Annotated in this window: 24 protein-coding genes, 1 tRNA gene and 1 pseudogene; 14 read left to right on the top strand and 12 right to left on the bottom strand. The window is 63.9% G+C overall.

Annotation, left to right across the window (positions count from 1 at the left end; all coding sequences use genetic code 11):
• Nucleotides 1-259, bottom strand: a pseudogene (locus H8A92_RS30800) (hypothetical protein); the annotation flags it as partial.
• 149 nt (nt 260-408) lie between these two features.
• On the opposite strand from H8A92_RS30800, the gene H8A92_RS30795 reads away from it, so the two are divergent.
• The 4 genes from H8A92_RS30795 (at nt 409) to H8A92_RS30780 (ending at nt 3,070) form a co-directional block, all read left to right on the top strand.
• A complete protein-coding gene (locus tag H8A92_RS30795; protein WP_229199214.1) occupies nt 409-1,125 on the top strand; it encodes a dienelactone hydrolase family protein in 717 nt (238 codons plus the stop codon).
• 70 nt (nt 1,126-1,195) lie between these two features.
• Nucleotides 1,196-1,906: a HoxN/HupN/NixA family nickel/cobalt transporter gene (locus H8A92_RS30790; protein ID WP_229199213.1), complete on the top strand. Its 711-nt coding sequence runs from the start codon at nt 1,196-1,198 to the stop codon at nt 1,904-1,906.
• A 173-nt stretch (nt 1,907-2,079) separates the two neighbouring features.
• Nucleotides 2,080-2,553, top strand: a complete 474-nt coding sequence (locus H8A92_RS30785; protein ID WP_229199212.1) for a hypothetical protein — start codon at nt 2,080-2,082, stop codon at nt 2,551-2,553.
• A gap of 103 nt (nt 2,554-2,656) precedes the next feature.
• Nucleotides 2,657-3,070, top strand: coding sequence for a hypothetical protein (locus tag H8A92_RS30780; protein WP_229199211.1), 414 nt, complete (start codon nt 2,657-2,659; stop codon nt 3,068-3,070).
• Nucleotides 3,071-3,130: 60 nt separating this feature from the next.
• Here H8A92_RS30780 and rlmB read toward each other — a convergent pair whose 3' ends face one another.
• Complete coding sequence (rlmB, locus tag H8A92_RS30775; RefSeq protein ID WP_229199210.1) at nt 3,131-3,955, bottom strand: 23S rRNA (guanosine(2251)-2'-O)-methyltransferase RlmB; 825 nt, start codon at nt 3,953-3,955, stop codon at nt 3,131-3,133.
• Between the two features lie 197 nt (nt 3,956-4,152).
• Here rlmB and H8A92_RS30770 point away from each other — a divergent pair.
• Nucleotides 4,153-4,238, top strand: a tRNA-Tyr gene (locus H8A92_RS30770).
• Nucleotides 4,239-4,623: 385 nt separating this feature from the next.
• On the opposite strand, the gene H8A92_RS30765 is transcribed toward H8A92_RS30770, so the two are convergent.
• From H8A92_RS30765 to H8A92_RS30745, 5 genes are all read right to left on the bottom strand, one after another.
• Complete coding sequence (locus H8A92_RS30765) at nt 4,624-5,682, bottom strand: acyltransferase family protein (RefSeq protein WP_229199209.1); 1,059 nt, start codon at nt 5,680-5,682, stop codon at nt 4,624-4,626.
• A gap of 115 nt (nt 5,683-5,797) precedes the next feature.
• Nucleotides 5,798-6,466 (bottom strand): GDSL-type esterase/lipase family protein, encoded by a 669-nt coding sequence (locus H8A92_RS30760; protein ID WP_229199208.1) that lies wholly within the window; start codon nt 6,464-6,466, stop codon nt 5,798-5,800.
• A gap of 6 nt (nt 6,467-6,472) precedes the next feature.
• The gene (locus H8A92_RS30755; protein WP_229199207.1) at nt 6,473-7,285 is read right to left on the bottom strand and encodes a sterol desaturase family protein; all 813 of its coding nucleotides are present in this window, start codon (nt 7,283-7,285) and stop codon (nt 6,473-6,475) included.
• Between the two features lie 214 nt (nt 7,286-7,499).
• Complete coding sequence (locus H8A92_RS30750; RefSeq protein ID WP_229199206.1) at nt 7,500-8,426, bottom strand: hypothetical protein; 927 nt, start codon at nt 8,424-8,426, stop codon at nt 7,500-7,502.
• Between the two features lie 107 nt (nt 8,427-8,533).
• A complete protein-coding gene (locus H8A92_RS30745) occupies nt 8,534-9,409 on the bottom strand; it encodes a LysR family transcriptional regulator (protein WP_229199205.1) in 876 nt (291 codons plus the stop codon).
• 103 nt (nt 9,410-9,512) lie between these two features.
• On the opposite strand from H8A92_RS30745, the gene H8A92_RS30740 reads away from it, so the two are divergent.
• Both H8A92_RS30740 and H8A92_RS30735 read left to right on the top strand, forming a co-directional pair.
• A complete protein-coding gene (locus H8A92_RS30740) occupies nt 9,513-10,124 on the top strand; it encodes a DUF1989 domain-containing protein (RefSeq protein ID WP_229199204.1) in 612 nt (203 codons plus the stop codon).
• A gap of 24 nt (nt 10,125-10,148) precedes the next feature.
• Nucleotides 10,149-11,078: a LysR substrate-binding domain-containing protein gene (locus tag H8A92_RS30735; RefSeq protein WP_229199203.1), complete on the top strand. Its 930-nt coding sequence runs from the start codon at nt 10,149-10,151 to the stop codon at nt 11,076-11,078.
• On the opposite strand, the gene H8A92_RS30730 is transcribed toward H8A92_RS30735, so the two are convergent.
• Nucleotides 11,059-11,943 (bottom strand): polysaccharide deacetylase family protein, encoded by an 885-nt coding sequence (locus H8A92_RS30730; RefSeq protein ID WP_229199202.1) that lies wholly within the window; start codon nt 11,941-11,943, stop codon nt 11,059-11,061. The genes H8A92_RS30735 and H8A92_RS30730 overlap by 20 nt on opposite strands.
• 36 nt (nt 11,944-11,979) lie before the next feature.
• Nucleotides 11,980-12,651 (bottom strand): FMN-dependent NADH-azoreductase, encoded by a 672-nt coding sequence (locus H8A92_RS30725; protein WP_229199201.1) that lies wholly within the window; start codon nt 12,649-12,651, stop codon nt 11,980-11,982.
• A gap of 298 nt (nt 12,652-12,949) precedes the next feature.
• Between H8A92_RS30725 and H8A92_RS30720 the strand changes: the two genes are divergently transcribed.
• Nucleotides 12,950-14,410 (top strand): purine-cytosine permease family protein, encoded by a 1,461-nt coding sequence (locus H8A92_RS30720; protein ID WP_229199200.1) that lies wholly within the window; start codon nt 12,950-12,952, stop codon nt 14,408-14,410.
• A gap of 22 nt (nt 14,411-14,432) precedes the next feature.
• Here H8A92_RS30720 and H8A92_RS30715 read toward each other — a convergent pair whose 3' ends face one another.
• Nucleotides 14,433-15,359 (bottom strand): LysR family transcriptional regulator, encoded by a 927-nt coding sequence (locus tag H8A92_RS30715; RefSeq protein ID WP_229199199.1) that lies wholly within the window; start codon nt 15,357-15,359, stop codon nt 14,433-14,435.
• A gap of 124 nt (nt 15,360-15,483) precedes the next feature.
• Here H8A92_RS30715 and H8A92_RS30710 point away from each other — a divergent pair, with 124 nt between their 5' ends.
• The 3 genes from H8A92_RS30710 (at nt 15,484) to H8A92_RS30700 (ending at nt 19,466) form a co-directional block, all read left to right on the top strand.
• Entirely contained in the window at nt 15,484-16,839 is a 1,356-nt protein-coding gene (locus H8A92_RS30710; protein WP_229199198.1) for an MFS transporter, read from the top strand.
• A 22-nt stretch (nt 16,840-16,861) separates the two neighbouring features.
• Entirely contained in the window at nt 16,862-18,106 is a 1,245-nt protein-coding gene (locus tag H8A92_RS30705) for a metal-dependent hydrolase family protein (protein WP_229199197.1), read from the top strand.
• Between the two features lie 169 nt (nt 18,107-18,275).
• Nucleotides 18,276-19,466: an adenylate/guanylate cyclase domain-containing protein gene (locus H8A92_RS30700; protein ID WP_229199196.1), complete on the top strand. Its 1,191-nt coding sequence runs from the start codon at nt 18,276-18,278 to the stop codon at nt 19,464-19,466.
• A 20-nt stretch (nt 19,467-19,486) separates the two neighbouring features.
• On the opposite strand, the gene H8A92_RS30695 is transcribed toward H8A92_RS30700, so the two are convergent.
• A complete protein-coding gene (locus H8A92_RS30695; protein WP_229199195.1) occupies nt 19,487-20,800 on the bottom strand; it encodes a chloride channel protein in 1,314 nt (437 codons plus the stop codon).
• Between the two features lie 858 nt (nt 20,801-21,658).
• Nucleotides 21,659-22,054: an NUDIX hydrolase gene (locus tag H8A92_RS30690; protein WP_163159328.1), complete on the bottom strand. Its 396-nt coding sequence runs from the start codon at nt 22,052-22,054 to the stop codon at nt 21,659-21,661.
• A 389-nt stretch (nt 22,055-22,443) separates the two neighbouring features.
• Here H8A92_RS30690 and H8A92_RS30685 point away from each other — a divergent pair, with 389 nt between their 5' ends.
• Genes H8A92_RS30685 through H8A92_RS30675 form a run of 3 tightly spaced genes read left to right on the top strand, consistent with a single transcriptional unit; the run spans nt 22,444 to nt 23,123 of the window.
• Nucleotides 22,444-22,740, top strand: a complete 297-nt coding sequence (locus H8A92_RS30685) for a hypothetical protein (RefSeq protein WP_229199194.1) — start codon at nt 22,444-22,446, stop codon at nt 22,738-22,740.
• A 13-nt stretch (nt 22,741-22,753) separates the two neighbouring features.
• The gene (locus H8A92_RS30680; protein ID WP_229199193.1) at nt 22,754-22,933 is read left to right on the top strand and encodes a hypothetical protein; all 180 of its coding nucleotides are present in this window, start codon (nt 22,754-22,756) and stop codon (nt 22,931-22,933) included.
• On the top strand, nt 22,896-23,123 hold the full coding sequence (locus H8A92_RS30675; RefSeq protein WP_163159324.1) for a hypothetical protein: 228 nt from the start codon (nt 22,896-22,898) through the stop codon (nt 23,121-23,123). Before H8A92_RS30680 ends, H8A92_RS30675 begins: the two co-directional genes overlap by 38 nt.
• The last annotated feature ends 140 nt before the right edge of the window (nt 23,124-23,263 follow it).

Genomic DNA, 23,263 nt, shown 5'->3' with positions numbered 1-23,263 from the left:
CGACCACCCCGGCCGCGACGCCGGCAGGGCCGGGGTCATAGCGGTTGTAGCTGCCCTGCCAATCGCCGTCCCGCCGATGGTGGCGATAGGCGGTGCGCGTGACGCCGGGCGTCATCGTCTGGCAGCGGGCGTCAGGATTGTCGTTCGAACAGCGCGCGGCGGTGCCGATGGCCTGTTGCGCCATCGCGGGGCCGGCCAGTGCCGAAGCGAGCAGGGCTGCTGCGCCGAGAAAGGCGCCGCGCATCTTGAGCTGTGTCATGCAAGGTCTCCTCTCGTCGTTGTGACGAGCTAATCTCGCTGTGCCGCGCCTGTTCCGGCGCAGCCTTGCCCTGCGTTCAAACCAGTGTGAAGTTCCGCAGCCCTTGCGCATGATGCGTTCCGGCTCACGCTCCGCTCAACGAGAACTGCATGCACACACGCGACATCGACTACGCCGGCGGCGACGCCGCTTTGCGCGGCTATCTCGCCTTCAAGGACACCGGCGCGAAACGTCCCGGTGTGCTGGTGTTCCACGAGGGGCTCGGGCTCGGCGATTTCGCGATGGAGCGAGCGCGCAGGCTTGCCGGGCATGGCTATGTGGCGCTCGCGGCCGACATGTTCGGCGAGCGGCGGCAGGCTGCCGATCTGCAGCAGGCGATGACGCTGATCGGCGACTTGCGCACGAACCCCGCGAAACTCCGCGCGCGGGCGCGCGCCGCGCTTGCGACACTGATCGCACTGCCCGAGGTCGATGCCGCCAGATGCGCCGCGATCGGCTTCTGCTTCGGCGGCACGGTCGCGCTTGAGCTGGCGCGCGACGGCGCCGAGCTCAAGGCCGCCGTCAGCTTTCACGGCGTGCTCTCGACCACGCAGCCGGCGGCGCCTGGTGCAGTGAGGGCGAGCGTGCTGGTGCTGACCGGAGCCGACAATCCGCTGGCGCCGTCCGATCAGGTCACAGCCTTCGAGAACGAGATGCGCGCCGGCCAGGTTGCCGACTGGCAGGTGATCAGCTACGGCAACACGTTGCATGGTTTTGCCAACCCGACCGCCGACGGCTCGATCATGAAGGCAGCCCTCTACGACGCGCGGGCCGATCGCCGCTCCTGGGCGGCGATGCAGGGCTTGTTTGACGAGGTGCTTGTTTGACGAGGTGCTGGCCTGACAAGATCAGCGATGTGGTGTTTGATCGGTCGTCACGCGCGGGCGCGAGGGATTGATGTTCGGAATCTTGAGTCTCGGCTTTCTGCTCGGCATGCAGCACGCGCTGGAGCCGGATCACATCGCGGCGGTGTCGAGCATCGCGGCACGGCGCAGCAGCATCAGTGACATCGTCAAGCACGGCCTGACCTGGGGCCTCGGTCATACGCTCACGCTGTTCATCTTTGCCGGCGCCGCGATCCTGCTCGGGCGAGCCATCCCGGAGACGGTCGCAGCGCCGATCGAGACCGCGGTCGGCGTCATGCTGGTCGGCCTCGGCGCGCATGTGTGGTGGCGGCTGTGGCGGGACCGCGTGCACTTCCACACCCATTCGCATGGCGACACGACGCACTTCCACGCCCACAGCCACGCCGGCGAGACCGCGGTGCTTGCGCCCGCCGTGCCGCATGCCCGCGCTGCGCACAGCCATGCACACGGCTTTCGCTGGCGCACGCTGCTGGTCGGCCTGATGCACGGCATGGCGGGCTCGGCGGCGCTGTTGGTGCTGACGGTGTCGCAGGCGCCGAATCCTGCGGTCGGTCTCGGCTATGTCGCGCTGTTCGGCGTCGGCTCGATGATCGGCATGGGCGCGCTGTCCAGCGTTATCGCGGTGCCGCTGGCGGCCTCGGCGCGGTGGCTGACCTGGGCCAACCGCGGCCTGCAAATCGCAGTCGGCGCGGTCACCATTGTGATCGGCATCCACTCGATCATCGAGAACGCCTTCACCTGACGCGCCAGCGCCTTCCGGGCGGCCGTTAACGATTTCTGATCCCGCACGGCGGCATTGATCGGATGCCGATGCTTACGCGTTAGGCTTACCGCCAGTTTGGCCCGCGCCCTTAACCCTTCCGCCGAGCCGTTGGATTAGGCTGCGGATGGAACAATTCGGGACGCTGGGTGAACATGCGCGCACGTCTTGCGCTAGCGATATTGGTTGCGATGAGCTCGACGGCGCTGGCCGGCGGCGGCTTCGACATCGTCGTGCCCGTGCGGCCCGGCGTGCCGATCATCATCAACGGCGTCGATGCCTCCTACGCCGTGGTCGAGAGCGCGATGGGGCTTGCCCGCAACGACTCGATGGTGCCGACCGTCTATGGCGGCCGCCCGATCGATCCCGAGCCGAATGTCGGCCACTATTATCCGAGCCTCGGCCGCATGCCGGGTTACGGCCGCCTCGAGATCGAACCGCCGGCCAACCGCAAGCTGCCCAAGCCGGCCGAGAGCTATCACGAATCGTGGGGGGCGCAGTCGGCGCCGCTGCCGGCGCAGTCCAACGTGCCGGTCGATCCGCCGCCCGTGATCTACGCGCCGCAGTTCAACGGGCCGCGGCCGCTGCCGGGGCCGCCGATGCGGCCACCGCGACCGAGAGGCTTCTAAATCGGAGCCCTCAATCAGAGGGCCCTTCATAGCCACCAAGAGCTACGCGACGACAACAAGACCTACAGGCAAGATTTACAGGCAGGATTTACAGGAGAGAGTAATGCGTCAAATGATCAAGGGACTGATTGCGGCCGTGGCCGTCATGGTGACCGCGCCCGCAATGGCGTGCGGCTTCAACCCGTGCGGCTATTCCGCGCCCGTCGTGAACTACGGCTGCGGCGGTTGCGGTGGCTATGGTGGCTACTATGCCGGTTACGGCGCGGTCGAGCGTCTGCCCGACCCGGATGCCGCTTATCCCAGCGCGCCGCAGCAGTACTATTACGTCAACCAGGGACCGACCTACACCGGCCCGGGCAATTGGGCACCGCGTCCGTACTACCGCGAAGGCTACGGCCGCCCGTATTACGGTTATCGCCACTATGGCTACCGTCACTACGGCTACCGCCATCACTATGGCTATCGTCCGCACTACGGCTATCGCTACGGCCATCCGGTGCTGCGCCGCTACTACTGATCCGACGATCAATCGAAGACATCAGCGCCCGTTCGCGTCACGCGAGCGGGCGTTTGTCGTTCACATCAGCCCGAGCCGGCTGGCGCCGATATAGAGCGCGAGCACACAGGCGTTCGACACGTTGAGGCTTTTGATCTCGCCGGGCATGTCGAGGCGGGCGACGACGCTGCAGGTGTCGCGCGTCAATTGCCGCAAGCCTTTGCCCTCGGCGCCGAGCACCAGCGCGAGCGGCTGCTGCAGCTGAACCTTGCCCAGATCCTCCGAGCCCTCGCTGTCGAGGCCGACGGTCTGGAAGCCGTGGTCGTTCAGTTCGTTCAGCGCGCGCGCCAGATTCGGCACGGTGATAACAGGGACCAGCTCGAGCGCGCCGGAGGCGGACTTCGCCAGCACGCCGGTCGCCTCCGGGCTGTGGCGGGCGGTGGTGACGATCGCCTTGACCGCAAATGCCGCCGCCGAGCGCAGGATGGCGCCGACATTGTGCGGGTCGGTGATCTGGTCGAGCACCAGCACGATGCCCTCCAGCGCCAGCGAGTCGATGCCGGGCGAGGGCAGGGGATCGGCCTCCGCCAGGAGGCCCTGATGCACGGCATCGGGGGTGAGGCGCCGGTCGATGTCACCGGGACGGACGATCTCCGGGGTGACGCGGGTGGCGATATTTTCGTCGGCGAGCCGCTTGGCCGCGTTCTCGGTGAGGTAAAGCTTGCGGATCTGGCGGTCCGGGTTGGCGAGGGCGGCCGATACGGTGTGCCAGCCATACAGAATCACCGGCCCGTCGGAACCGGATTCGCGGTCCCGCCGGGCCGGCGGGCGGCCGAATTTCGGACCTTTTTGGAAGGGTTTACCGCCCTTGCCTCGGAAATTGGGTTTGCGGTCGCGATCGCTCATGTGAGGCTTGTGTCATTGATATCGCAGAATGGCAATTTAACCGGCAAATTGAGCCCCCGCTTGGTTGACTTTGGGGACCGCCTTCCCCCATAAACGCGCCCGACTGCGCACCCGCTTCGGGGCCGACGCGGTTATCAGCGTCATTTCGATGACCCGGTCCGCCGCCACTCGCGCGGCCGGTTCTGATGCTGTTGGACGGGGGAGTGTCCCGAGTGGCAAAGGGAGCTGACTGTAAATCAGCCGCCTCATGGCTTCGCAGGTTCGAGTCCTGCCTCCCCCACCAAATTGATCGCTTTGAGCCCTCATCTCAGGTCCTGAACAACGGACGATGTAGAACGGGTACGCAGCCGGAACCGCTGCAGCGCCCGCCATTGACCACTGGGCCGCGCCTTCGGGCTATGGGCTTCATCCCATGCTGTCCTGCTGCCAATCCTGCATGCCGGCCTGTTCGTGCGGCCGTCATCGCCGCCATCGGGCGGGCATTGTCAGGGGGTGCCGCCGGGCCGCGCGGCACGAGGGAGCTGGAGCAATGGCTATGTCGAGGACATTAGCGCGGTCGAGCAGGAGCTGCTTCGTGGCCGCTCTCGGTTGTCCCGGCACTGCCATTCTCTACGCATTTGGGCAGCATGGTGGTTCACTGATCGCATCGGCGTGTTGGTCCGACGGAGCTACACGGGTCGAATGGAGGCGAGATCGCTGTCTCTGTCCCTGTATTTGAATCGTTCGCGCCCAAACATCATAAACGGCTTCTCGACCAGTCGCCAAAGAACGAGTGACACCAGGACGGAAAGAGCCAACGCAATTGCCGAGACATATTGGCCAATGACGCCGATAGCGAGAAACAGACATATCCGGTGCGTCAGGTAGAGCGAATACGCACCAAGGCCTAGCCAGCGTAAGGGCGACAAAGCATCGGGCACGCCTTGCTCTCCCGTCACGACGAGCAACAGCACGACAAAAAACAAAAGCGGTGGGGCACTATAACCCAAGTACTGCATCAAGGGGCTTCGCCCATCTACCTGCTGCCACGAAATCAGCCACGTCATGAACATCACCGGCACGGCTAGAAACATCGCCCCAATGTACAACTCTCGTCGATGTTCATTCAGCCAGAGATTGCTCCGGCGGTTACGGAACAGCCATGCCGCCAACACCCCCAGAAACAGTCCGTCCATTCGTGCGGGCAAGAGAAAGTATGCCGGGGCAGTGTCGCCATAGGCATGATTGAGCATCACCCTGGCGACCGGCGCGGCGCAGATAAGTCCAATAATCAAATGGAGCAGTCGGCCAGTTGGCCAATATCGAACGATTGCCGGCAAGATCAGATAGAACTGCTCTTCAACCGCTAGCGACCATGTAATGACGGTGAGCGGGTTGCCGACACGTCCATCCGCCCAAAGAAAATTCTGCGTGAAAGTAAGAAACGGGGTCAGCGGCTCGCCGGTCAGGTTGCAGATGGGAATGACCAGAAGCACGTACAGCGGGAGGATACGAAGGGTGCGCCGCGAGTAGAAGACCTCGAAGTAATTTTGCTTGCCTCGATTGTCCATCAGGATGCCTCCGATCAGGAATCCGGACAGCACGAAAAAGAGGTCCACTCCACATGCGCTCAAGACGAGCAGCTTGGCCAACAGATTATCGGGGTATATTTCAACAAATAGGTGCCTGATCAGCACCAGCCCGATCGCAACGCCCCTGATCGCATCGAGCCCAGAGCTATGCTTCATTTCGTCATCGAAACTGTTTGCTTAAAAAGTGCATGATAGCAGCGCCAGTCGCTCGGATTCAATATCCTGCGAGTGGCGCCGAGGCACCTGCAGGCGTGATTGCGGATCCTCGCCGCTAGGGACCCGACTGTTCGAAGGCTTGGTCTAGTGCTCGGAGCGCGACGGGTCGCATCAAGGCATAACCCGCGACATTGGGATGGACACCATCAGGCATGATCGCTGCCTTCCTGGCGTCATCGATCTCTCCGAATGCAGCCCGGTAGTCGGCGAATATATGCCCCCGCATTCTTGCGGTATCCTGGATCCAGGCGTTCATGCGCCGGATCCAGGGTTTGGGATCGACTTCGGGCGCCCATGCGAAGTGGTCGTAATCGGCATAGTTGCCGAGGATCACACGCAGGTCATGCGCCTCGGCAAGTGTCAGCATTGCCAGCACGTTGTTCTGATAGTCGCGGAAGGTCGTCGGGCCGGTATTGCCGGCGATGTCATTGCAGCCGCATAGAATGTGAACCACCCTGGGCCTCAGTGCGACGACGTCTGCCATGAAACGCAGCAGTATCTGAGGCGTGGTCTGCCCACCGATGCCGCGCCCGACGATCCCGTTCGAGAACAGCTCGGGCTCGACGTGAGGCCAGGCCTCGGTCAGAGAATCCCCGATGAACACCGCGCGCAGTGGCGGCGTTATCGCAGCATTGCCGTCTCGGTATTGACCGAGATTCGGCCAGTCTTCCGTTCGACCGCTGTCCGCTCCACTTAGATGCTCAACCATCCCGATTGGGTTCATCACGCCTCATTGCCGCTGTGCCTGGGTGCCTGACGGATCGTCGCGCTTGTGCTTCGAAGCCCACACGACAAACGGATGGGCCAGAAGAGGCAGATAGCGGGACGGCATCGGCTCATCGACCCCGAATGTCTTCGGCTTCTGCCCCTGCGGAAGATAGACGCTGCCGAACAGCACATCGTAGAACGAGAACAGCCCGGCGAAGTTCTTGTCTCTGGCTTCGTGCTCGCTGCTGTGGTGCCAGTGATGAAATTCCGGCGACACCAGGACATGGCGCAGGGGGCCGTAGCTCAGGCGCACGTTGGCATGGGTGAGCCAGGTCTGCCAGTAGTAGAGGGCGAGATAGGTCCCGACCGCCTCACCGGAGAAGCCGAGCGCGACAAGCGGAAACAGCGAACCGGCCTTCATGAATGTCACGTCGAGCGGGTGCTGGTGGACCGCGGCGAGCCAGTCCAGTTCTTCGACCGCGTGATGAACGGCGTGGATGTGCCACATCGCGGGCACGGCATGCAGGGTGCGGTGGGTCCAGTAAACTCCGAGGTCCCCGATCAGGATCGCAATGAGCACTTGCACCAGATAAGGGAGATCCCCGACCGCCTGCTTGACCGCTGATGGCAGTATCCACTGATTGACCAGAGTAGCCACCGCGAGGACGGCGGTCACGCCGACGAACACCAACCAGCCATTGAGAAACAGGAAGGCCATGTCGGTCAGCAGGCCGCGCCTGAAAATCTTCTGGGGCCTCGCAGCAAACAGCAGCTCGAGCGGCACGAAGATCAAGATCGTCAGCAACAGCTGATACTGTGCAAATAGCTCGCGCATTGAAATGGCCGCCTGAAATGGCGGTAGCCTATCACCTTGGCCCCCGATAGCGTCAATTGGAAAGGGAGGCCCAGGTCGCAAGAGCGTTAATCCCCGTGTGGTTACGGGGATACAGGATGTCAGCGAGGCTGCTGGCCCGAGCGGGCCAGTCCCACGCCTAACAATATCCGAGCGAAGTTGGCGCGCCACGACATCTTGCGACTTCCCTGTGGCGCTATCTCCTAAGGCTTTGAACGAGAAGCTTGTTGTTCAATTGTTGTAGAACCGCGTCCAGGTTGCCCTTGGTTTCGTAGCCGATACCGGTTCTTCCCACATAGCGATATTCCGTGCGCGCCGGAGTCACTATGACAGTCTTTTTCCTTTTCACGAGAGAGGGGCTGCTTGCATCGATCTCATCCACCTGCTTGGTCACCGCCTTGATATGCACGGGTTGGAAGATCTTTTCGAAATCCCCCGGGCTCATCTGGACCATCGCGATGTCGAGCGAATTGGTTAGCTTTGCCTCGTATGCGAAGCCGGCCTTGATCGAGCCTCCGCTGAAGGCCCAGTTCGGAGTTACGCCTGCGTTCAAGGTTGTAAGAAAATCAAGCGTGTATCCAATTGACTTATCTTTGCCCGTAAATGGCAAAACCTGCTCGATTCCAGCGCCTGCTTCGGCCGCCTGCTGAACCTTGAGTTGGTCTTCGAAGACACGGATAATCCACTCCGCCAGGCCGAGATTACCTTCGAGCAAAATGCCGACAGGGATGTTTCTGCAGTCGTGCAATGCAGCTTCTGCAAACGCCGTGTAAACATTGGACAGAGCAGTACGCTTGGCGTTGAGGCTTGCACCAGCAGATATCTCAAGCGGGCTCAGGCTTCCAAATGGTCCGATCGCCGAACCTGATGGAGCTATTCCACCCGTGGTGTCTACCAACATAGACAGCGTGACGGCCGCGGCCCATCTGCTTAGATCAGGGAAAATGTGCTTGCCGGATGCATCTACTCGGCTGCCGAGCTCCTTGTAGGCTCGCCCAATCTCGCACTTCACCCGGGTCTCGACCAGGGCTAGTGAGACTCCATCAGCTTGCTCGGTAGGTAAGGTCGCGCAACCGGTCATCACCGCGCAGCAAAATGCTGCGACCGCAAATCGACTAATCATGATCATTATCCCCAAAGTATCGAACCAAGCTTCCACAACTATTGGTAGTGCGCAAGCGGTTTATCGTTTGCCTCCGAAGCTGCTGCAAGCGGGTGTGCGGGGATGTCTCAGGCGCGCAAGGCGCGCCGCAGCAGCTTGACGAAATCCTGCGCCATCTGCGACGGCGCTTCGTGCGTGGGGGAGAGAATGGCGATCTGGTACTGGATCCTCGGCCTGAACGGGCGGATGGCGAGGCCTTCGGTGAACGGCTTGCTCACCACGGGATCGACGATACCGACGCCGCGGCCCTCGGCGACGAGCTGACACGCGGTCGAGAAGAATTCGGTCTCCGCGACCACGTTCCAGCGCGCGCCATATTCGGAGAAGGCGGATGCCAGCTGCTGGTAGATCGGGTCACCGCGGAACAGTGTGACGAACGGGACGCCGTCGAGGTCATCAGGGGTGATCTGCTTCAGCTTCGCAAGCGGATGCGCATGCGGCAGCATGCACATGCAGTCATATGAAAACACCTCCATGTGCGAGGTCGGATAATCGAGCGGCAGTTCGGCGACCGCGAGGTCGAATTGCTGCGTCGAAACCAGCTCGCGGACGGTCGCTGAATTGCGCGTGATGATCTTGACCTGCAACTCGGGCCGGTCCCTGGCGAACTGCGACAGCAGGCGCGGCAGCAGTTTGATCGAGATGCTCGGATAGGCCGCGATGGCAAGATGACCGCGCCGGCCGGACCTGATTTCGGCGGCGACGCGGGATGCGTTCTCGACGGCTTCGAGTGCCCGTGCCGCCTCGACGTAGAACAGTTTGGCTTCGGGGGTCGGTTGCAGGCGGCCGCCGCGGCGCAGGAACAGCGTCAGGCCCGTCTCGTGCTCGAGGCCCGCAATCATCGTGCTGATGCCGGGCTGCGACATGCCGAGCAGCTCGGCTGCCCTGGTCATGGTGCCGTGGAGCATCAGGGCACGAAAGCATTCGAGCTGTCTCAGGCGCATGGGACGACTATACGAATCTGCTATAATGGACACAATTAATATTATTAGAATTGCATGGCCGGCAGTGCTCCAATGGCGCGAGTGAAGCTTGAGGAGACACCACGTGACCGCAGCAACCGCCGATCTCACCCACGCCCGTCTGATCCCGGCTCGTCATGGCGTGGCGGCTCGCCTCGACGCGGGAGAGACGGTCACCGTGGTCAATACCCACGGCAAGCAGGTGGTCGACACCTGGGCCTTCAATGCCGGCGACACCGGCGAGTACATGTCGATGGAGCACAGCCGGGCATCGATGCTGCGGCTCATTCCCCGCGTGGGCGACACAATGACGACCAACAGGCGCCGCGCGATCCTCACCTTCGTCGCCGACACCACGCCGGGAATACACGACACGCTGATCGCGGCCTGCGACATTCACCGCTATCGTCAGCTCGGCGCCGTCGGCCATCACGCCAATTGCACGCAGAACCTGGCGCATGCGCTCGAGGCGGTCGGCCTGTCGGCTGCGGTGACACCGGCGCCGCTCAACCTGTTCATGAATGTCCCCGTCTCCGACAGCGGACGGCTGGACTTCAAGTCTCCCGTCAGCGAGGCCGGGCAGTACGTGGCGCTGCGTGCCGAGATGGATCTGGTCATCGTGTTCTCCGCCTGTCCGCAGGACATGGTGCCGGTGAACGACATGCGGCCGACCGATGCTCACTTTCTCATCGCCTGATACCGTCAGCGCGGAGAACCAACCATGCGCAAGCTGCCGCCGCTCAATGCCGTCCGCGCGTTCGAAGCCGCGGCGCGCCACGAAAGCTTCACCGCCGCCGCCAATGAACTCTGTGTCACGGTGACGGCGATCAGCCACCAGGTCCGTCAGCTCGAAGCGATCCTCGGACGCAAGCTGTTCGAGCGCTCGGGTCGCGCGGTCGTGCTGACCGCGGAGGGCCATGCGGTCTTCCCGTTGCTGCGCGACGGCTTCGACCGCATGGCGAGCGCCTTTGCGGCGATCCGGCCGCCGGTCGACGGCGATGCAATCACCGTATCGACCACGCGGGCCTTCGCCGAACGTTGGCTGATGCCGCGGCTTACCCGCTTCAATGCGGCGTTTCCTCACCTCGTGGTCCATATCGATGCGACCGAAGAGATCAGGGCGCCGGGCGCCGACGGCGTCGATCTGGCCGTTCGTTACGGACGCGCTGACCGCGCCGGTGCAGATTCGGTGCTGTTCAGCGACCGTTATATTGCCGTTGCGGCGAGCGCGATCTGCCCGCCGGATGGCCGTCTCGCCATTGACGACCTCCGCTCGCGATCGCTGCTGGCGTTCCGCTGGAAGAACGCCGCGCTGGATTCGCCTGCGTGGTCCGCATGGCTCGCGGGCTCCGATCATGATCCCGGCCGGGACTTCCGCATCTCCTGGTACAGCGAGGAGCCGCTGGCATTGCATGCCGCCGAGCGCGGGCTCGGACCTCTGTTGTGCAGCGATGCGCTGGTGGACGAGCAATTGCGCGAGGGCACGCTGCGTCGGCTCGACGGCCCCGCGCTTCCGGGCTTTGCCTACCGTCTCGTGGACGCGCCGGCTGCTGCCCGGCGCAAATCGGTGACGGCGTTCGTCGATTGGCTGCGCGGAGAGGCGGCCGCGTTCCGCTCCGCCCCGCAGCAGGTCATGTCACGGGCCGCATGAAGTAGGGCAGGGTCTCGACCCGGACCTGATAGGTGCCTGCCTTGACCAGGCCGTCGACATGCGCGGCGATCGCCTCGAGCGGCGCAAACCAAACCTTGCGTTCGGCAACGATCCGCTCGAGCCAGCGCTCTACGACGCGCCAGCGGGCGAGCCGGCCGGTCAGGAACGGATGCCAGATCCCCATCCAGAATCCGCCGGCCTCATAGGCCGCCTCGAACTCCTCGAACGAGGCGGCAAGGCCCTCGCTCGGCGATTTGACCGGCATCATATAGCCGATCTCGGCATAATGGGCGAAGGGCGGCCAGTCGTCCGATCCCCAGTGCGGTGGCATCTCGTAGAGCGATCCGCGCGCGGTGCGCATCTGGTACGGGATGTCGTCGGCCATCAGCGACGAATCGTAGACAAAGCCGTGCTCGATCAGGAGGTCGATCGTGGCCTGGTTGGCATTGTAAACCGGCGCGCGGTAGCCGCGCGGCTTGCGCCCGGTCATCGCGACATGAATGCCCAGCGCGCGTTCGAAGGCCTCGCGCTGCTCAGCGGATGAAATCTCCGTCGGATCCTCATGGATGTAGCCGTGATGGCCGATCTCGTGGCCATCCCCGAGGATCGCTTCCACCGCATCCGGATAGCGCTGCATGGTCCAGGCCGGCATGAAGAACGATTGCTTGAGGCCGAGGCGGCGGTAGGTCTCAAGGATGCGCGGCACGCCGACGGTCGGCCCGTAACGTCCCATCGTGATCGGATAGAGCCGGTCGAACGAATCCTTCGGCCGGGCGATGTGAATCAGACTGTCGGCGTCGACGTCGAACGTGATCGCACAGGCGCAGCGCGCCCCGTTCGGCCAGGGGATGGGATTGCGTATCATCGGATCATCCTCGTGCAGCCGGCAGACGGCGGCGCATCATTCCGCCGCCACATTAACAGGCCCATCGATTCCAAGACACTGCCGGACCAGCAGCGGGATCGCGGCGAAGGCATCGGCGACCGACCGCCGGTAGCGCTCATCGTTGAACTCCTGGTAGTCGACCGCGATCAGGTGGCTTTCCTGCACTCCGAGATAGTGGGCGCAGGTGAAGATGTGGGTCTCCAGATGGTTCATGGTCTCTCGCACTCCGCCGGGGCCGAAGCCGAATTCACCGCGCGAGCTCAGCACCACCAGCGTCTTGCCGCGCATGATCGGCTCGAGCGGATAGTCGCCGCGTGCAAGATCGAAGCTGAAGGTTTTGTCGATGCGGATCACCTTGTCGAACCACGACTTCAACGCTGCCGGCATGCCGTAATTGTGCATCGGCGCCCCGATCACGATCACATTGGCGCGGTCGAGCTCGTCGATCAGCTCGTCTGAGAGACGAAGCTCGTCGTGCTGCTCCGCCGTGCGATCGCCGGGCGCGGTAAAGGCGGCGGCCACCCACGCCTCCGTGATGAGGGGCGGCGGGTTGCGGCCGACATCGCGCGAGATGACGGTGGCGCCGGGCTCGTGCGTCAGCCAGTGCTCGACAAACGACTTCGAGAGCTTCCGGCTGACCGAACGGTCGCCGCGCGGACTGGCATCGATATGGAGAAGTGTCGTCATCCCTGGCCTCGGCTGATTGGGCAACAATGCGTTGGCTGCACAATGACCGAGTGCCGCCTGCGGCGTGATTGACGAATCCGGCAAGTGAGTTGAGAAAATCTCAACAGTGAAGCCGCGCACCATGGAGACGCGCCGTGCGAGCCTGATTGCGGCGCGATCTGTCGCTATTCGGCCCGCAAACTTCACTCTCGACGTCACCTCAACCTGGCTTGAGGATTTCTCATTATCACCCCGCGGCTGCCTGCTGCTCAGATACCCCATCCCGGCCCAAACCAATGCGCCGGACAACGGGGGAAACATGTTGCTCAAGCAGACACAGCTTCCGGCACAGGATGAGGCCGGCTTCGATGCCCATGGAATTGAGCCGGTGCCGGCGGCGCACCGCACATCGTCATCGTTCGATCAGTTCTGGATCTGGACCGGCGCGAATATCGCGCCGATCAACTGGGTGCTGGGCGCGCTCGGCATCCAGCTCGGCCTCAGCCTGTTGCAGACGCTTGCCGTCATCGTTGTCGGCAATCTATTCGGTGCGGCGCTGTTTGGCGCGTTCTGCCTGATGGGACATCGCACCGGCGTGCCGCAGATGGTGCTTGGCCGCCTGGCGTTCGGCCGGCGCGGTGCCTATCTGCCGGCGCTGGCGCAAGTGCTGATGCCGATGGGATGGGTCGCGATCAACACCTGGATCGTGCTCGACCTCTGCATGGCAGCGCTCGAACGGATGGGCATTGGCGGCGGCGTCGAGCTCAAATACGCGATCGCGGTGCTGGTGATGCTGTTTCAGGTCGGTATCGCGGCCTGGGGCTTCAATGCCATCAAGATGTTCGAGCGTTACACCATGCCGTTCATTCTGTTGATCATGGCGGTCATGACCGCGCTCGCCTTCCTGCGCGTCGATATCAAGTGGCAGTCGGCTTCCGTCACCGGCATGCCGGCCTTCGCCGCGGCGACGCAACTGATGACCGCGATCGGCATCGGCTGGGGCATTTCATGGCTGACTTATGCGTCCGACTATACCCGCTTCGCCAGGCCCTCGCTCGGCGCCGCCAGTGTGTTCCGGGCGACATTCCTCGGCATGTTCCTGCCGACGGTCTGGCTCGCGTTCCTTGGTGCCGCCATTGCATCCGCCGGCGCCGGGTCCGACCCGTCGAAGCTGATCATCGCAGCGTTTGGCACGATGGCGCTACCCGTGCTGCTGGTGCTGCTCCATGGTCCGATCGCAACCAACATCGTCGTGATCTATTCGGCGGCGCTGTCGTCGCTCGCGCTCGATCTGCGGCGGCCGCGCTGGGTGATCTCGGTGATCTCCGGCCTGATCGCTTCTGCGATCCTGTACGCCTTCCTGCAGTCGGGCGATTTTGCCCATGCCTTCGACAATTTCATGGTCGCCCTGATCGTCTGGATCAGCCCGTGGGCCGGGGTCACGCTCGCGGACTTCTATCTGGTGCGACGCGGCCGCATCGATGTCGGCTCGCTCTACGCGGAGCCTGGTCGGGATCGTGATTTCAACTGGGCCGGGCTGATCGCCTTTGCCGCCGGCTTCGCAGCGGCGTGGGCCTTCCAGATGGGTACGATCAGGGCGATGCAAGGTCCGCTTGCGTTGGCGACAGGCGGGGTCGATCTGTCCTGGCTTACGGGTATCGGCGTCGCGGCGGTGAGTTATCTTGCGCTGCATCGGCTGCTTGGACGTCCGGTGGTGCGGAGCGTCCCGTCGCCGGCGGCGGACGCGGCCTCGATCGAGCCCGCGCCCACATCGACCTGACGGGGGCACACCTTGCGACGGTTCACTCCATCCGCGCGAACAACTCCACCAGCGTCTCGCGCAGCCAGCGCTGCGCGGGGACGGTGTCGTTGCGCTGGTGCCAGAACAGGCTGACGACGCGCGGCGGCGCCGGCAGCGGCACCGGCACCGCATGCAGATAAGGTGCGTGGCGGGACTGTGCGCTGAGATCGCGCGGCAGCACCGCGATCAGGTCGGATTGGCGCACGATCTCGTAGGCGGCATTGTAGTGATTGACCGTTGTGACCAGGTTGCGCGACAGCCCGCGCGAGGCGAGGAACTGGTCGTAGGTCGGCAGCGTCTTGCCGGCGAGGCTGACATCGACATGCTTGGCGTTGAGGAAGCTTCGCGCGTTGAGCCGCTTCCTGTTCGCCAGCGGATGGTCGCGCCGCATCATGCAGGCATATTCGACGGTCCATAGCGAGCGTGAACGGATCGCGGCCGGCGGCTGCTGCGCCTCGTTGACATAGACGCTCAGCACGCAATCGACCCGGTTGTCCTCGAGCCGGTCGCCGATCTCGAGGATGGTGTTGGGCAGAGTATGGATGCGCGTCGAAGGCGCGACCTCACTGAGGCGATTGAGCAGCCGCGGCATCACCAGCGACGACACGTAGTCCGACATCGACAGGCTGAACTGAGCCTCGGTGCGCCGTGGATCGAAAGCGTCCTCGTCGAGCGCGTGGCGGACGTGTTCCAGCGCGTCGCCGATCGGCTGCCACAGCGCCACCGCGCGCTGCGTCGGGCGGATCCCGCTCGCCGTTCGCACGAACAGGGGGTCGCCGAGCGCGTCCCGCAGGCGGGCAAGCGCGTTGCTGACCGCGGGCTGGGTCATCGTCAGCGCGCTGGCGGCACGCGTGACGCTGCCCTCGGTCATTAGCGCCTCGAAGACTTTCAGAAGGTTGAGGTCGAGCGTGCGGAACGACACGGGCAATATTCACAATGGTGATGTGCTAGATAACAATTATAAATTATTCCCATAATGTTGATTTGTCTATCATTCCCCCGGACCGACCCCGCGGCGCGTGCCGACCGTGGGGCGGAGGGGGGCTAATTTCATGTCGATGATTTCGGCGCGCATCGAGCGGCTGCCGTTCGCGCGTTTCCATGTGCACCTGCTGCTGATGGGCGGCCTGGGCTACCTGTTCGACGCGATGGATGCCGCAGTGCTGGCGTTCATCCTGCCGGTGCTGCGCACCGCCTGGGGGCTCACCAACGTGGAGACCGGCGTGCTCGGCAGCAGTACCTTCGTCGGTTATCTCTTCGGCGCGCTGCTGGCCGGGACGCTGGGCGACCTGATCGGCCGTCGGGCGGTGATGATGTCGGCGCTGGCGCTCTACAGTGTGGCCTCGCTGGTCAGCGCGACGGTGGACAGCTGGCCGGCGTTCTTCGCCGCGCGCGTCGTCGCCGGCATGGGCACCGGGGCGGAGAGCGCGATCATCGCGCCATATCTCGCGGAGTTCGTGGCGCGGCGTTACCGTGGCGCCTTCACCGGCGCGCTGGCCGGCTTCTTCTCGTTCGGCTTCGTCGCGGCTGCCTTGCTCGGCTATTTCATCGTGCCGGCCTACGAGAACGGCTGGCGCATCGTGCTCGTGATTACCGCCGTGCCGGTCGTGATGCTGCTGTGGTGGCGGAGATCGCTGCCGGAATCGCCACGCTGGCTGGAGAGCCGGGGCAGGGCGACGGAGGCCGAAGCGGTGCTCGACAAGATCGAGGCCGGCTTCGCGCGCGAAGGCCGCGCGCTGCCGGCTCCAATCGCCGAGCCGGCTGCGCCGGCCGTCTCAACGGGGACGCTGCGGAGCAATTTTGCCGCGCTGTTGGCCGGCCGCCAGGCCCGCATCACCACCATGACCTGGATCATGTGGCTGTCGATCACGTTCAGCTACTATTCCTTCTTCGTCTGGATTCCCGGCCTGCTGGTGCAGAACGGCATGAGCATCACCAAGAGCTTTGGCTATTCGCTCGCGATGTATTGCGCGCAGGTGCCGGGCTATTTCACCGCCGCCTTTTTCAACGAGCGGATCGGACGGCAGGCGACGATTGCGACCTATATGCTGCTCGGCGGCGCCAGCGCGCTCGGGCTCGCCTTTGCCAAGAGCGATGGGGAGATCATGGCGGCCGGCCTGCTGCTGTCGTTCTTCATGAACGGCACCTATGCCGGCGTCTATGCCTACACCGCCGAAGTGTTTCCCACATCGATCCGGACCACGGGGGCCGGGCTCGCATCCGCGATCGGCCGCATCGGCGCGATCGTGGCGCCGATCCTGGTCGGCTACCTCTATCCGAATTTCGGCTTTGCCGGCGTGTTCGGCGTCACCACATCCGTCCTCTTGATCGGCGCGCTGACCGTCGTGCTGATGGGTGTGCCGACACGCGGACGGTCGCTGGAAGACATCGCAAGCGAAGCCGTCTGATCGCGGCGCTTAGGAGACCATCATGCCCACGACCCTGTTCAAGAATGCCGCGCTGCTCGATCCGCTGCGCTCCGACCTGCTCGAAGGGCACCACGTGCTGGTCGAGGATCGCCTGATCAAGGAAGTCTCCGACCGTCCGATCGAGGCCTCGGCCGACCGGGTCATCGACCTCAAGGGCAAGACCCTGATGCCCGGCCTGATCGACCTGCACGTGCATGCGGTCGCCGTCGAGCTCGATTTGTCGCAGCAGGCCCGCATGGCCAACGTGCTGGTGACGTTGCGCTCGACCATGCTGTTGCGCGGCATGCTGAAGCGCGGCTTCACCACCGTCCGCGATGCCGGCGGCGCCGGCTATGCGCTGAAGCAGGCGATCGACACCGGCCTGACCGACGGTCCGCGGCTGTTCGTCTCCGGCCGCGCGCTGAGCCAGACCGGCGGGCATGGCGACGGGCGCGCCCGCTCGGACTACCTGGCCGATCCGACCTGCTCCTGCTGCGTGCGGGTCGGCGCGATCGCGCGCGTCGTCGACGGCGTCGATGCGGTGCGCAAGGCGGTGCGCGAGGAGCTGCAGATGGGCGCCGACCAGATCAAGATCATGGCGTCCGGCGGCGTCGCGTCGCCGACCGATCCGATCGGCGCGTACGGCTATTCCGAGGACGAGATCCGCGCCATCGTCGCCGAGGCGAAGGCGCGCCACACCTATGTGCTGGCCCACGCCTACACCGCGGAGGCGATCGAACGCGCGGTGCGCTGCGGCGTGCGCACCATCGAGCACGGCAATCTGATCGATCCTCCGACCGCACAGCTGATGGCGGAAAAGGGCGCCTATGTGGTGCCGACGCTGGTCACCTATGAAGCACTCGCCAATGAGGGCGCGAAGTACGGTCTGCCTGCGGCGAGCGTCGCCAAGGTCGCCGACGTGCGCGACGCCGGCTTGCGCTCGCTCGCGATCTACCGCGAGGCCGGCGTCAAGATGGGCTACGGATCCGACCTGCTCGGGCCGTCGCAGCGATTGCAAAGCGACGAGTTCCGAATCCGCGCCGAATTGCTAGGCCCGCGGGCCGTGATCGCCAGCGCCACCATCATCGGTGCCGAGGTGCTCGGCATGGAAGGCAAGCTCGGCCGCATCGCGCCGGAGACTTTTGCCGATCTCTTGGTGGTCGAAGGCAATCCGCTGCGCGACGTGTCGTGCCTGCTCGGCCAGGGCGAGCACATTCCGCTTGTGATGAAGGCCGGCAAGGCCGAGGTCGACCGGCTGGGCGGGTAGGTCACGCTCGGTGGGTAGGTCACGCTCGCGGGCAGAGCATCCCGTCATCAGCGGGTCACGCGGCGGCCGACCGTGCCGATTTACGCGATCACGATGCCGCTGGCAGCGTTGACGTGGCCGGGCAGAAGCACGACATATCGCCTGCCAACCCGCCGCTCCGGAGCCAGCCATGAACGCGCCCAACATCGATGCCGTCACGCCGCAGTCCGACGGCGACGTCGTGAGTTGGCTGACCCACGAGACCCGCGACGAGCGCTTCATCGACAACATCTTCGCCGAGCTCTGCCTGCGGCTGCAGGGCGCAGGCATCCCGATCAAGCGGGCGACGATGAATCTGCTGATCCAGCATCCGCAATGGCTCGGCGCCCGGATCATGTGGACTGACGGCAAGCAAGAGGCGGATATCTCGCGGGTCGACTACGAGGTGAGGGAGCGTTCGGAATATATCGGCAGTTCCGTCTACGAGATCCAGGAGGGCGCCAGCGAGGTGCGCGAGCGGCTCGAACGGGCGGGTGGCCGCAAGCATGCGCTCTATGACGACATGCGTGCGCAGGGCCTGACCGACTATGTAGCGTGGCCGCTGCTGCACACGCTCGGCAAGCGGCATGTCGTGACCTTCGCGACCGACCGTCCCGGAGGGTTCGATGACGCGCATATCGCCAGCCTGAAGACGGTGCTGCCGGTGCTGGCGCTGGTCAGCGAGATCCGGATGAAGAACCGCCTGGCGCGGACGCTGCTCGAGACCTATGTCGGCACCCATGCCGGCGAGATGATCCTGGCCGGCGCGACGCGGCGCGGCAGCGGCACCACGGTGCGTGCCGCGATCATGATCTGCGACCTCAGGGATTTCACGCGGATCTCGGATAGCTGGCCGCGCGACGACGTCATCGATCTGCTCAACGACTATTTCGACGCGATGTCGGAGCCGATTGCGCGGCATGGCGGCGAAATCCTGAAATTCATCGGCGACGGCCTGCTCGCGATTTTCCCGCTGAGCGATCCCAAGGCCTGCGCCAACCTGATGCATGCGGTGTCCGAGGCGCGCGAGGCGATGGCGGCGCTGAGCGAAAGGAACGGCATGATGGGCCGGGCGCCGATGAATTACGGCATCGGCGTTCATGTCGGCGACGTCATGTACGGCAATATCGGGTCGCGGAGCCGGCTCGACTTCACGGTGATCGGTCCTGCGGTGAACATGGCATCGCGCCTCGAAGCCCTGACCAAGCAGTTGAAAAAGAACGTGCTGCTGTCCCGCGCATTCGCCGATCTCGTCGAGCACGATTTCGCGCTCGAACATGTCGGCGAGCACGCGGTGCGCGGCTTCAGCGAGCCGATCGAGCTGTTTGCCTATAACGGCTGAGGCCCGATCGGTCAGAGACGTCAGACCGGCGTCACCTGCTGCGCCGGCGAGGCCCGATCGATGAATCCCTTGGCGAGGGCGTGATAGACGCCCTCCTTGCAGATCAGCTTCGAGCTCGCATGGGCGATCAGGGCTGCGGCCATCAGCGGCACGACCATCGCGTGGTTGTCGGTCATCTCGGTGACGATCACGAATGCCGTAATCGGGGCCTGAACCACGCCGGCGAAATATGAAACCATGCCGAGCAGCATGATGGCCGGCAGCGGCGCGCCGTGAAACAGCGGCGCGATGTTGGAGCCTATTCCGGCGCCGACCGCGAGCGAAGGCGCGAAGATGCCGCCCGGCATGCCGCTGATCGAGGCAAATATGGTCGCCAGGAATTTCCAGACGCTGAAGCTCTCCGGCAGTTGTGATCCGGCCTCGAGCGCGGATTTGACCTGCTGATATCCCGTACCGTAGATCGCACCGTCCGAAGCGATCCCGCAAATCGCCGCCGCCAATCCGCAGATCGCGGCAAAGCCGACCGGATAGCGCTTGATCGCGCGCCCGACCGGGTTGGCAAATCCGCGTGCCGTCGCAACCAGGATGCGACTGAACAGGCCGCCCGCAAGACCGCCGGCCACGCCGCAGAGCGGGATCGCGAGCCAGTCGGTGCCGTTGCGCAAGCCCGTCGCGCTGGTGCCGAAATACGTGTAGTTGCCCATCAGCGCGAGCGACGTCAGGCCCGCGGCGATCACAGCGCCGATGATCAGGCTGGAGGTTCGCGTCTCGAAGGCGCGGCTCATTTCCTCGATGCCGAACACGATTCCCGCGAGCGGCGTGTTGAAGGCCGCCGCGACACCCGCGGCCGCGCCGGCAAGGATCAGGCCGGGTTGACGCCGGGGCGAGAAGCGGCCGAGCGCAAACATGATCGACGCGCCGATCTGCACCGTTGGTCCCTCGCGCCCGACCGACGCGCCGCACAACAGGCCGAGCAGGGTCAGCAGGATCTTGCCGGCCGCAATGCGCAGCGAAACCAGGCTCTCGCGCGCGGTCTGGTCGGTCAGGTGGCGCGCAGCGATGGCCTGCGGGATTCCGCTGCCCTGCGCGTTCTGAAAGAAGCGGTTGGTCAGAAAGACCGACAGGGCGAAGCCTGCGGGCGTCACCACGAGCGAGGCATAACGGACATGCGACACCAGCGCAGAGAAGCCGATCTGCGCCAGATCCGCGAACTGTGCGAGCGCCACGGCCGCCGCACCGACGGCAATGCCGCCCAGCAGGAAGATGGCCCGGCGCTGCCAGCGCGCGGACACGATTCTGAACAGCCGCCGGTGGCGGTTGGAGGGGAAGGTCATTCGGACGGTATTCCGGCTGATGTCATGGTCCGATCGGAACGGATCACGTCGTTCGTAGCATGCGTCAGCGGTGCGCGAAGCCCAAGAAATCAGCATAGCATGCCAAACGCTCCTGCTCCTCGGCGATCTTCAGGGGGGGCGCGTGAGTTTTGCTGTCTGAACGCCGCCGCCTTGGCGCGTGCTTCGGCGGCTGATCTGCATTGACGCGTCAAGATTGGGCGATGCGGAGAACTGGCACAAACTGCACTTTGCGCGGCTCTCGCGGAGGCATATTTTAGGGGTTCCATTGAAGGGCGCATGTCATGTCCGAAGTCATATTTCGAGCGGGCATCGTTGTTTTGGGACTTTGCCCAATCGCCATGATTGCCGTTGCTCTGTTCTGATTTGATGGAAGTCCACCTGGCCCGACCGCGCCACCCGGGCCGGTAGATGGCCCCAGCGACTGCCTCCCAGGCCCCCAAAGGTCGCTGGGGCCACTCAACAAAAAAGCCGCCGTTTGGCGGCCTCTTTGTTTGCATGACAATGAGCGAGATAGGGCAAGTGTCGCGAGGACGACCTGAATAACACGATCACTGAATCGAAAAGGGCCGTCGCATCGGCGGCCCTTTTCTGCCGGTTACAATGGGTCTGTAAAAACTCAGCCGTGACAAAATGCTCTGTAAAGAACGGTAGCGCCGGCAGGACTTGTATTACGACCGTCCTATCTCTTCAGAAATCCGGATCAGTACGGTGTTCCTTTGGCGGAACTGCGCAGCGCGAAATCACGTCGCCAAATATCGCCGCACTTCCCTGAGCGTCATATGGGGCCGTTTCTTTGGCTGGAAGGTCGGTCTCTTGCAGGCAGCGATATTTCGCCGTCTATCGCCGGCGCCGCTGCTTTCTCGGAAACAGCCGGTCGCGGATGTAGCGCGAGGTCGCCGTCAGGCGAAGTCCGCGCGGCTTCTGCCAGGCGGCGCGATCGATCTCCTTCTTGTCGCCGATCGCCAGTCGTCCCTTGGCGTTCTTGGCAATGAAGATCGCGTCGCTCATCTTGCGGCCGGAACGCTTGTTCTTGGCCGTCACTTCCTTCCAGAGGCTGAGCCTGCCGAGCTTGAGCTTCGGCAGTTCTTCCTTGATCTCGCGCTTGAGGCAATCCTTCCCGGTCTCTCGCGCGCGCCTGCGTCCGCCGGGAAACATCCACAGCCCGTCCGAGCGGCGTCGAACCAGAAGAACCTTGCCGCGCTTGGCGGCAACCAATTTGGAGGACTTCGTCATGTCACTGCGTAATGATCGAAACGGAATCGATACCCATTTTAATTTGTCTATTTGAGTAGACAAGTTCTAACGGCGGATTGTTCCACAGTCATGTGTCGGTCGTTTGTCCCTGATCGATAGTCTTTGAATTGAAGAGCTCCGACGACGCGGAGAGACCGGTGCGGACGAGGCTGCAACTGAAAAAGGCTGCCGGGCTGTGCGCGTTCGCCGACGCTTCGCCGAGCTCACTGGACGGCCGACATCCTCACGATGAATTCGCGAAACTGTACCCGCGGCAGGAACCCGCCGGATCGTGCGTCGATGACAAAGCCGATCACGGCTGGCGTCGCCGCTTGACTTCATGTTCTTGTTTTGTTCTAATTGTCCTCCACCGTGAATAGGAGGTCGCCATGGACAACCGTATCAGCGAAATTCGCAGGCAGATCAGGGCGCTGCGCGTCAGCATGCTCGAGGCCGAGGCCATCATGCGCCAGCAGATCAACCGGGATGAGGACTGTGCCTTCGTCGCCGGGGACCTCCTGAAGATGCGCCTGGTGATGAGCCGTCTGGTCGAGGAGCGGAGCTTGCTCGGCGACCGCGAGCCGATCATCGTGCATGCGAGCGTTGCTCCGCGCCGCCGCGCCGCGGCCCCCATCTTCCTGCGCGCGGCGAAGCGGGAGCTCGTCGCCGGCGAAGCGCGTGCGTGATGACGTCGTCAGGATGCAGCGGCTGCGCGCCGAGTTGCGCGCGCTGGATTTATCGGTGAACCAGCTCAGGCGCGCCGGGCGCGACAGTGCGTCGGCGCAGCTGCTGCTGTCGCGCAAGCGCGCCGAGCTGGAAGACGTGATCTGCCGGAGGAAAGATGAGAGAGCCGCTTCGGTATTTCCACGACAGCGATGATCACGCGCCCTGGATCAAGGCGTTGGCCGAAGTCCGGCACATGGCAACGCGGGAAGGCTGGTGCTTTCAGCACGTGCAGGCGATCATCGTGGCGATCGACCAGTACGCGGAGGCCGCGCTGGGCAACCGCGAGTTCTTCCTCAACCGGCCGCAAACCGTCGGCCCGATCAGGCGAGGCGACGTGCCTTAGCGCGTTTTCGAGCATGGGCGCTCGCGATTCACAAACCGCGCAACATCTTCGGCGTCGTCCTGGCGAAAGCCAGGATCCATTACCCCGAATGCTTGTTGCTGAGCGGCTTGGGGCCCCAATCCGTTTCACAACCAACGCCG

Origin of the sequence: Bradyrhizobium acaciae (assembly GCF_020889785.1) — a bacterium.
In the GTDB taxonomy this organism is placed as follows: domain Bacteria; phylum Pseudomonadota; class Alphaproteobacteria; order Rhizobiales; family Xanthobacteraceae; genus Bradyrhizobium; species Bradyrhizobium acaciae.
This window is presented reverse-complemented; position numbering and strand designations above follow the sequence as displayed.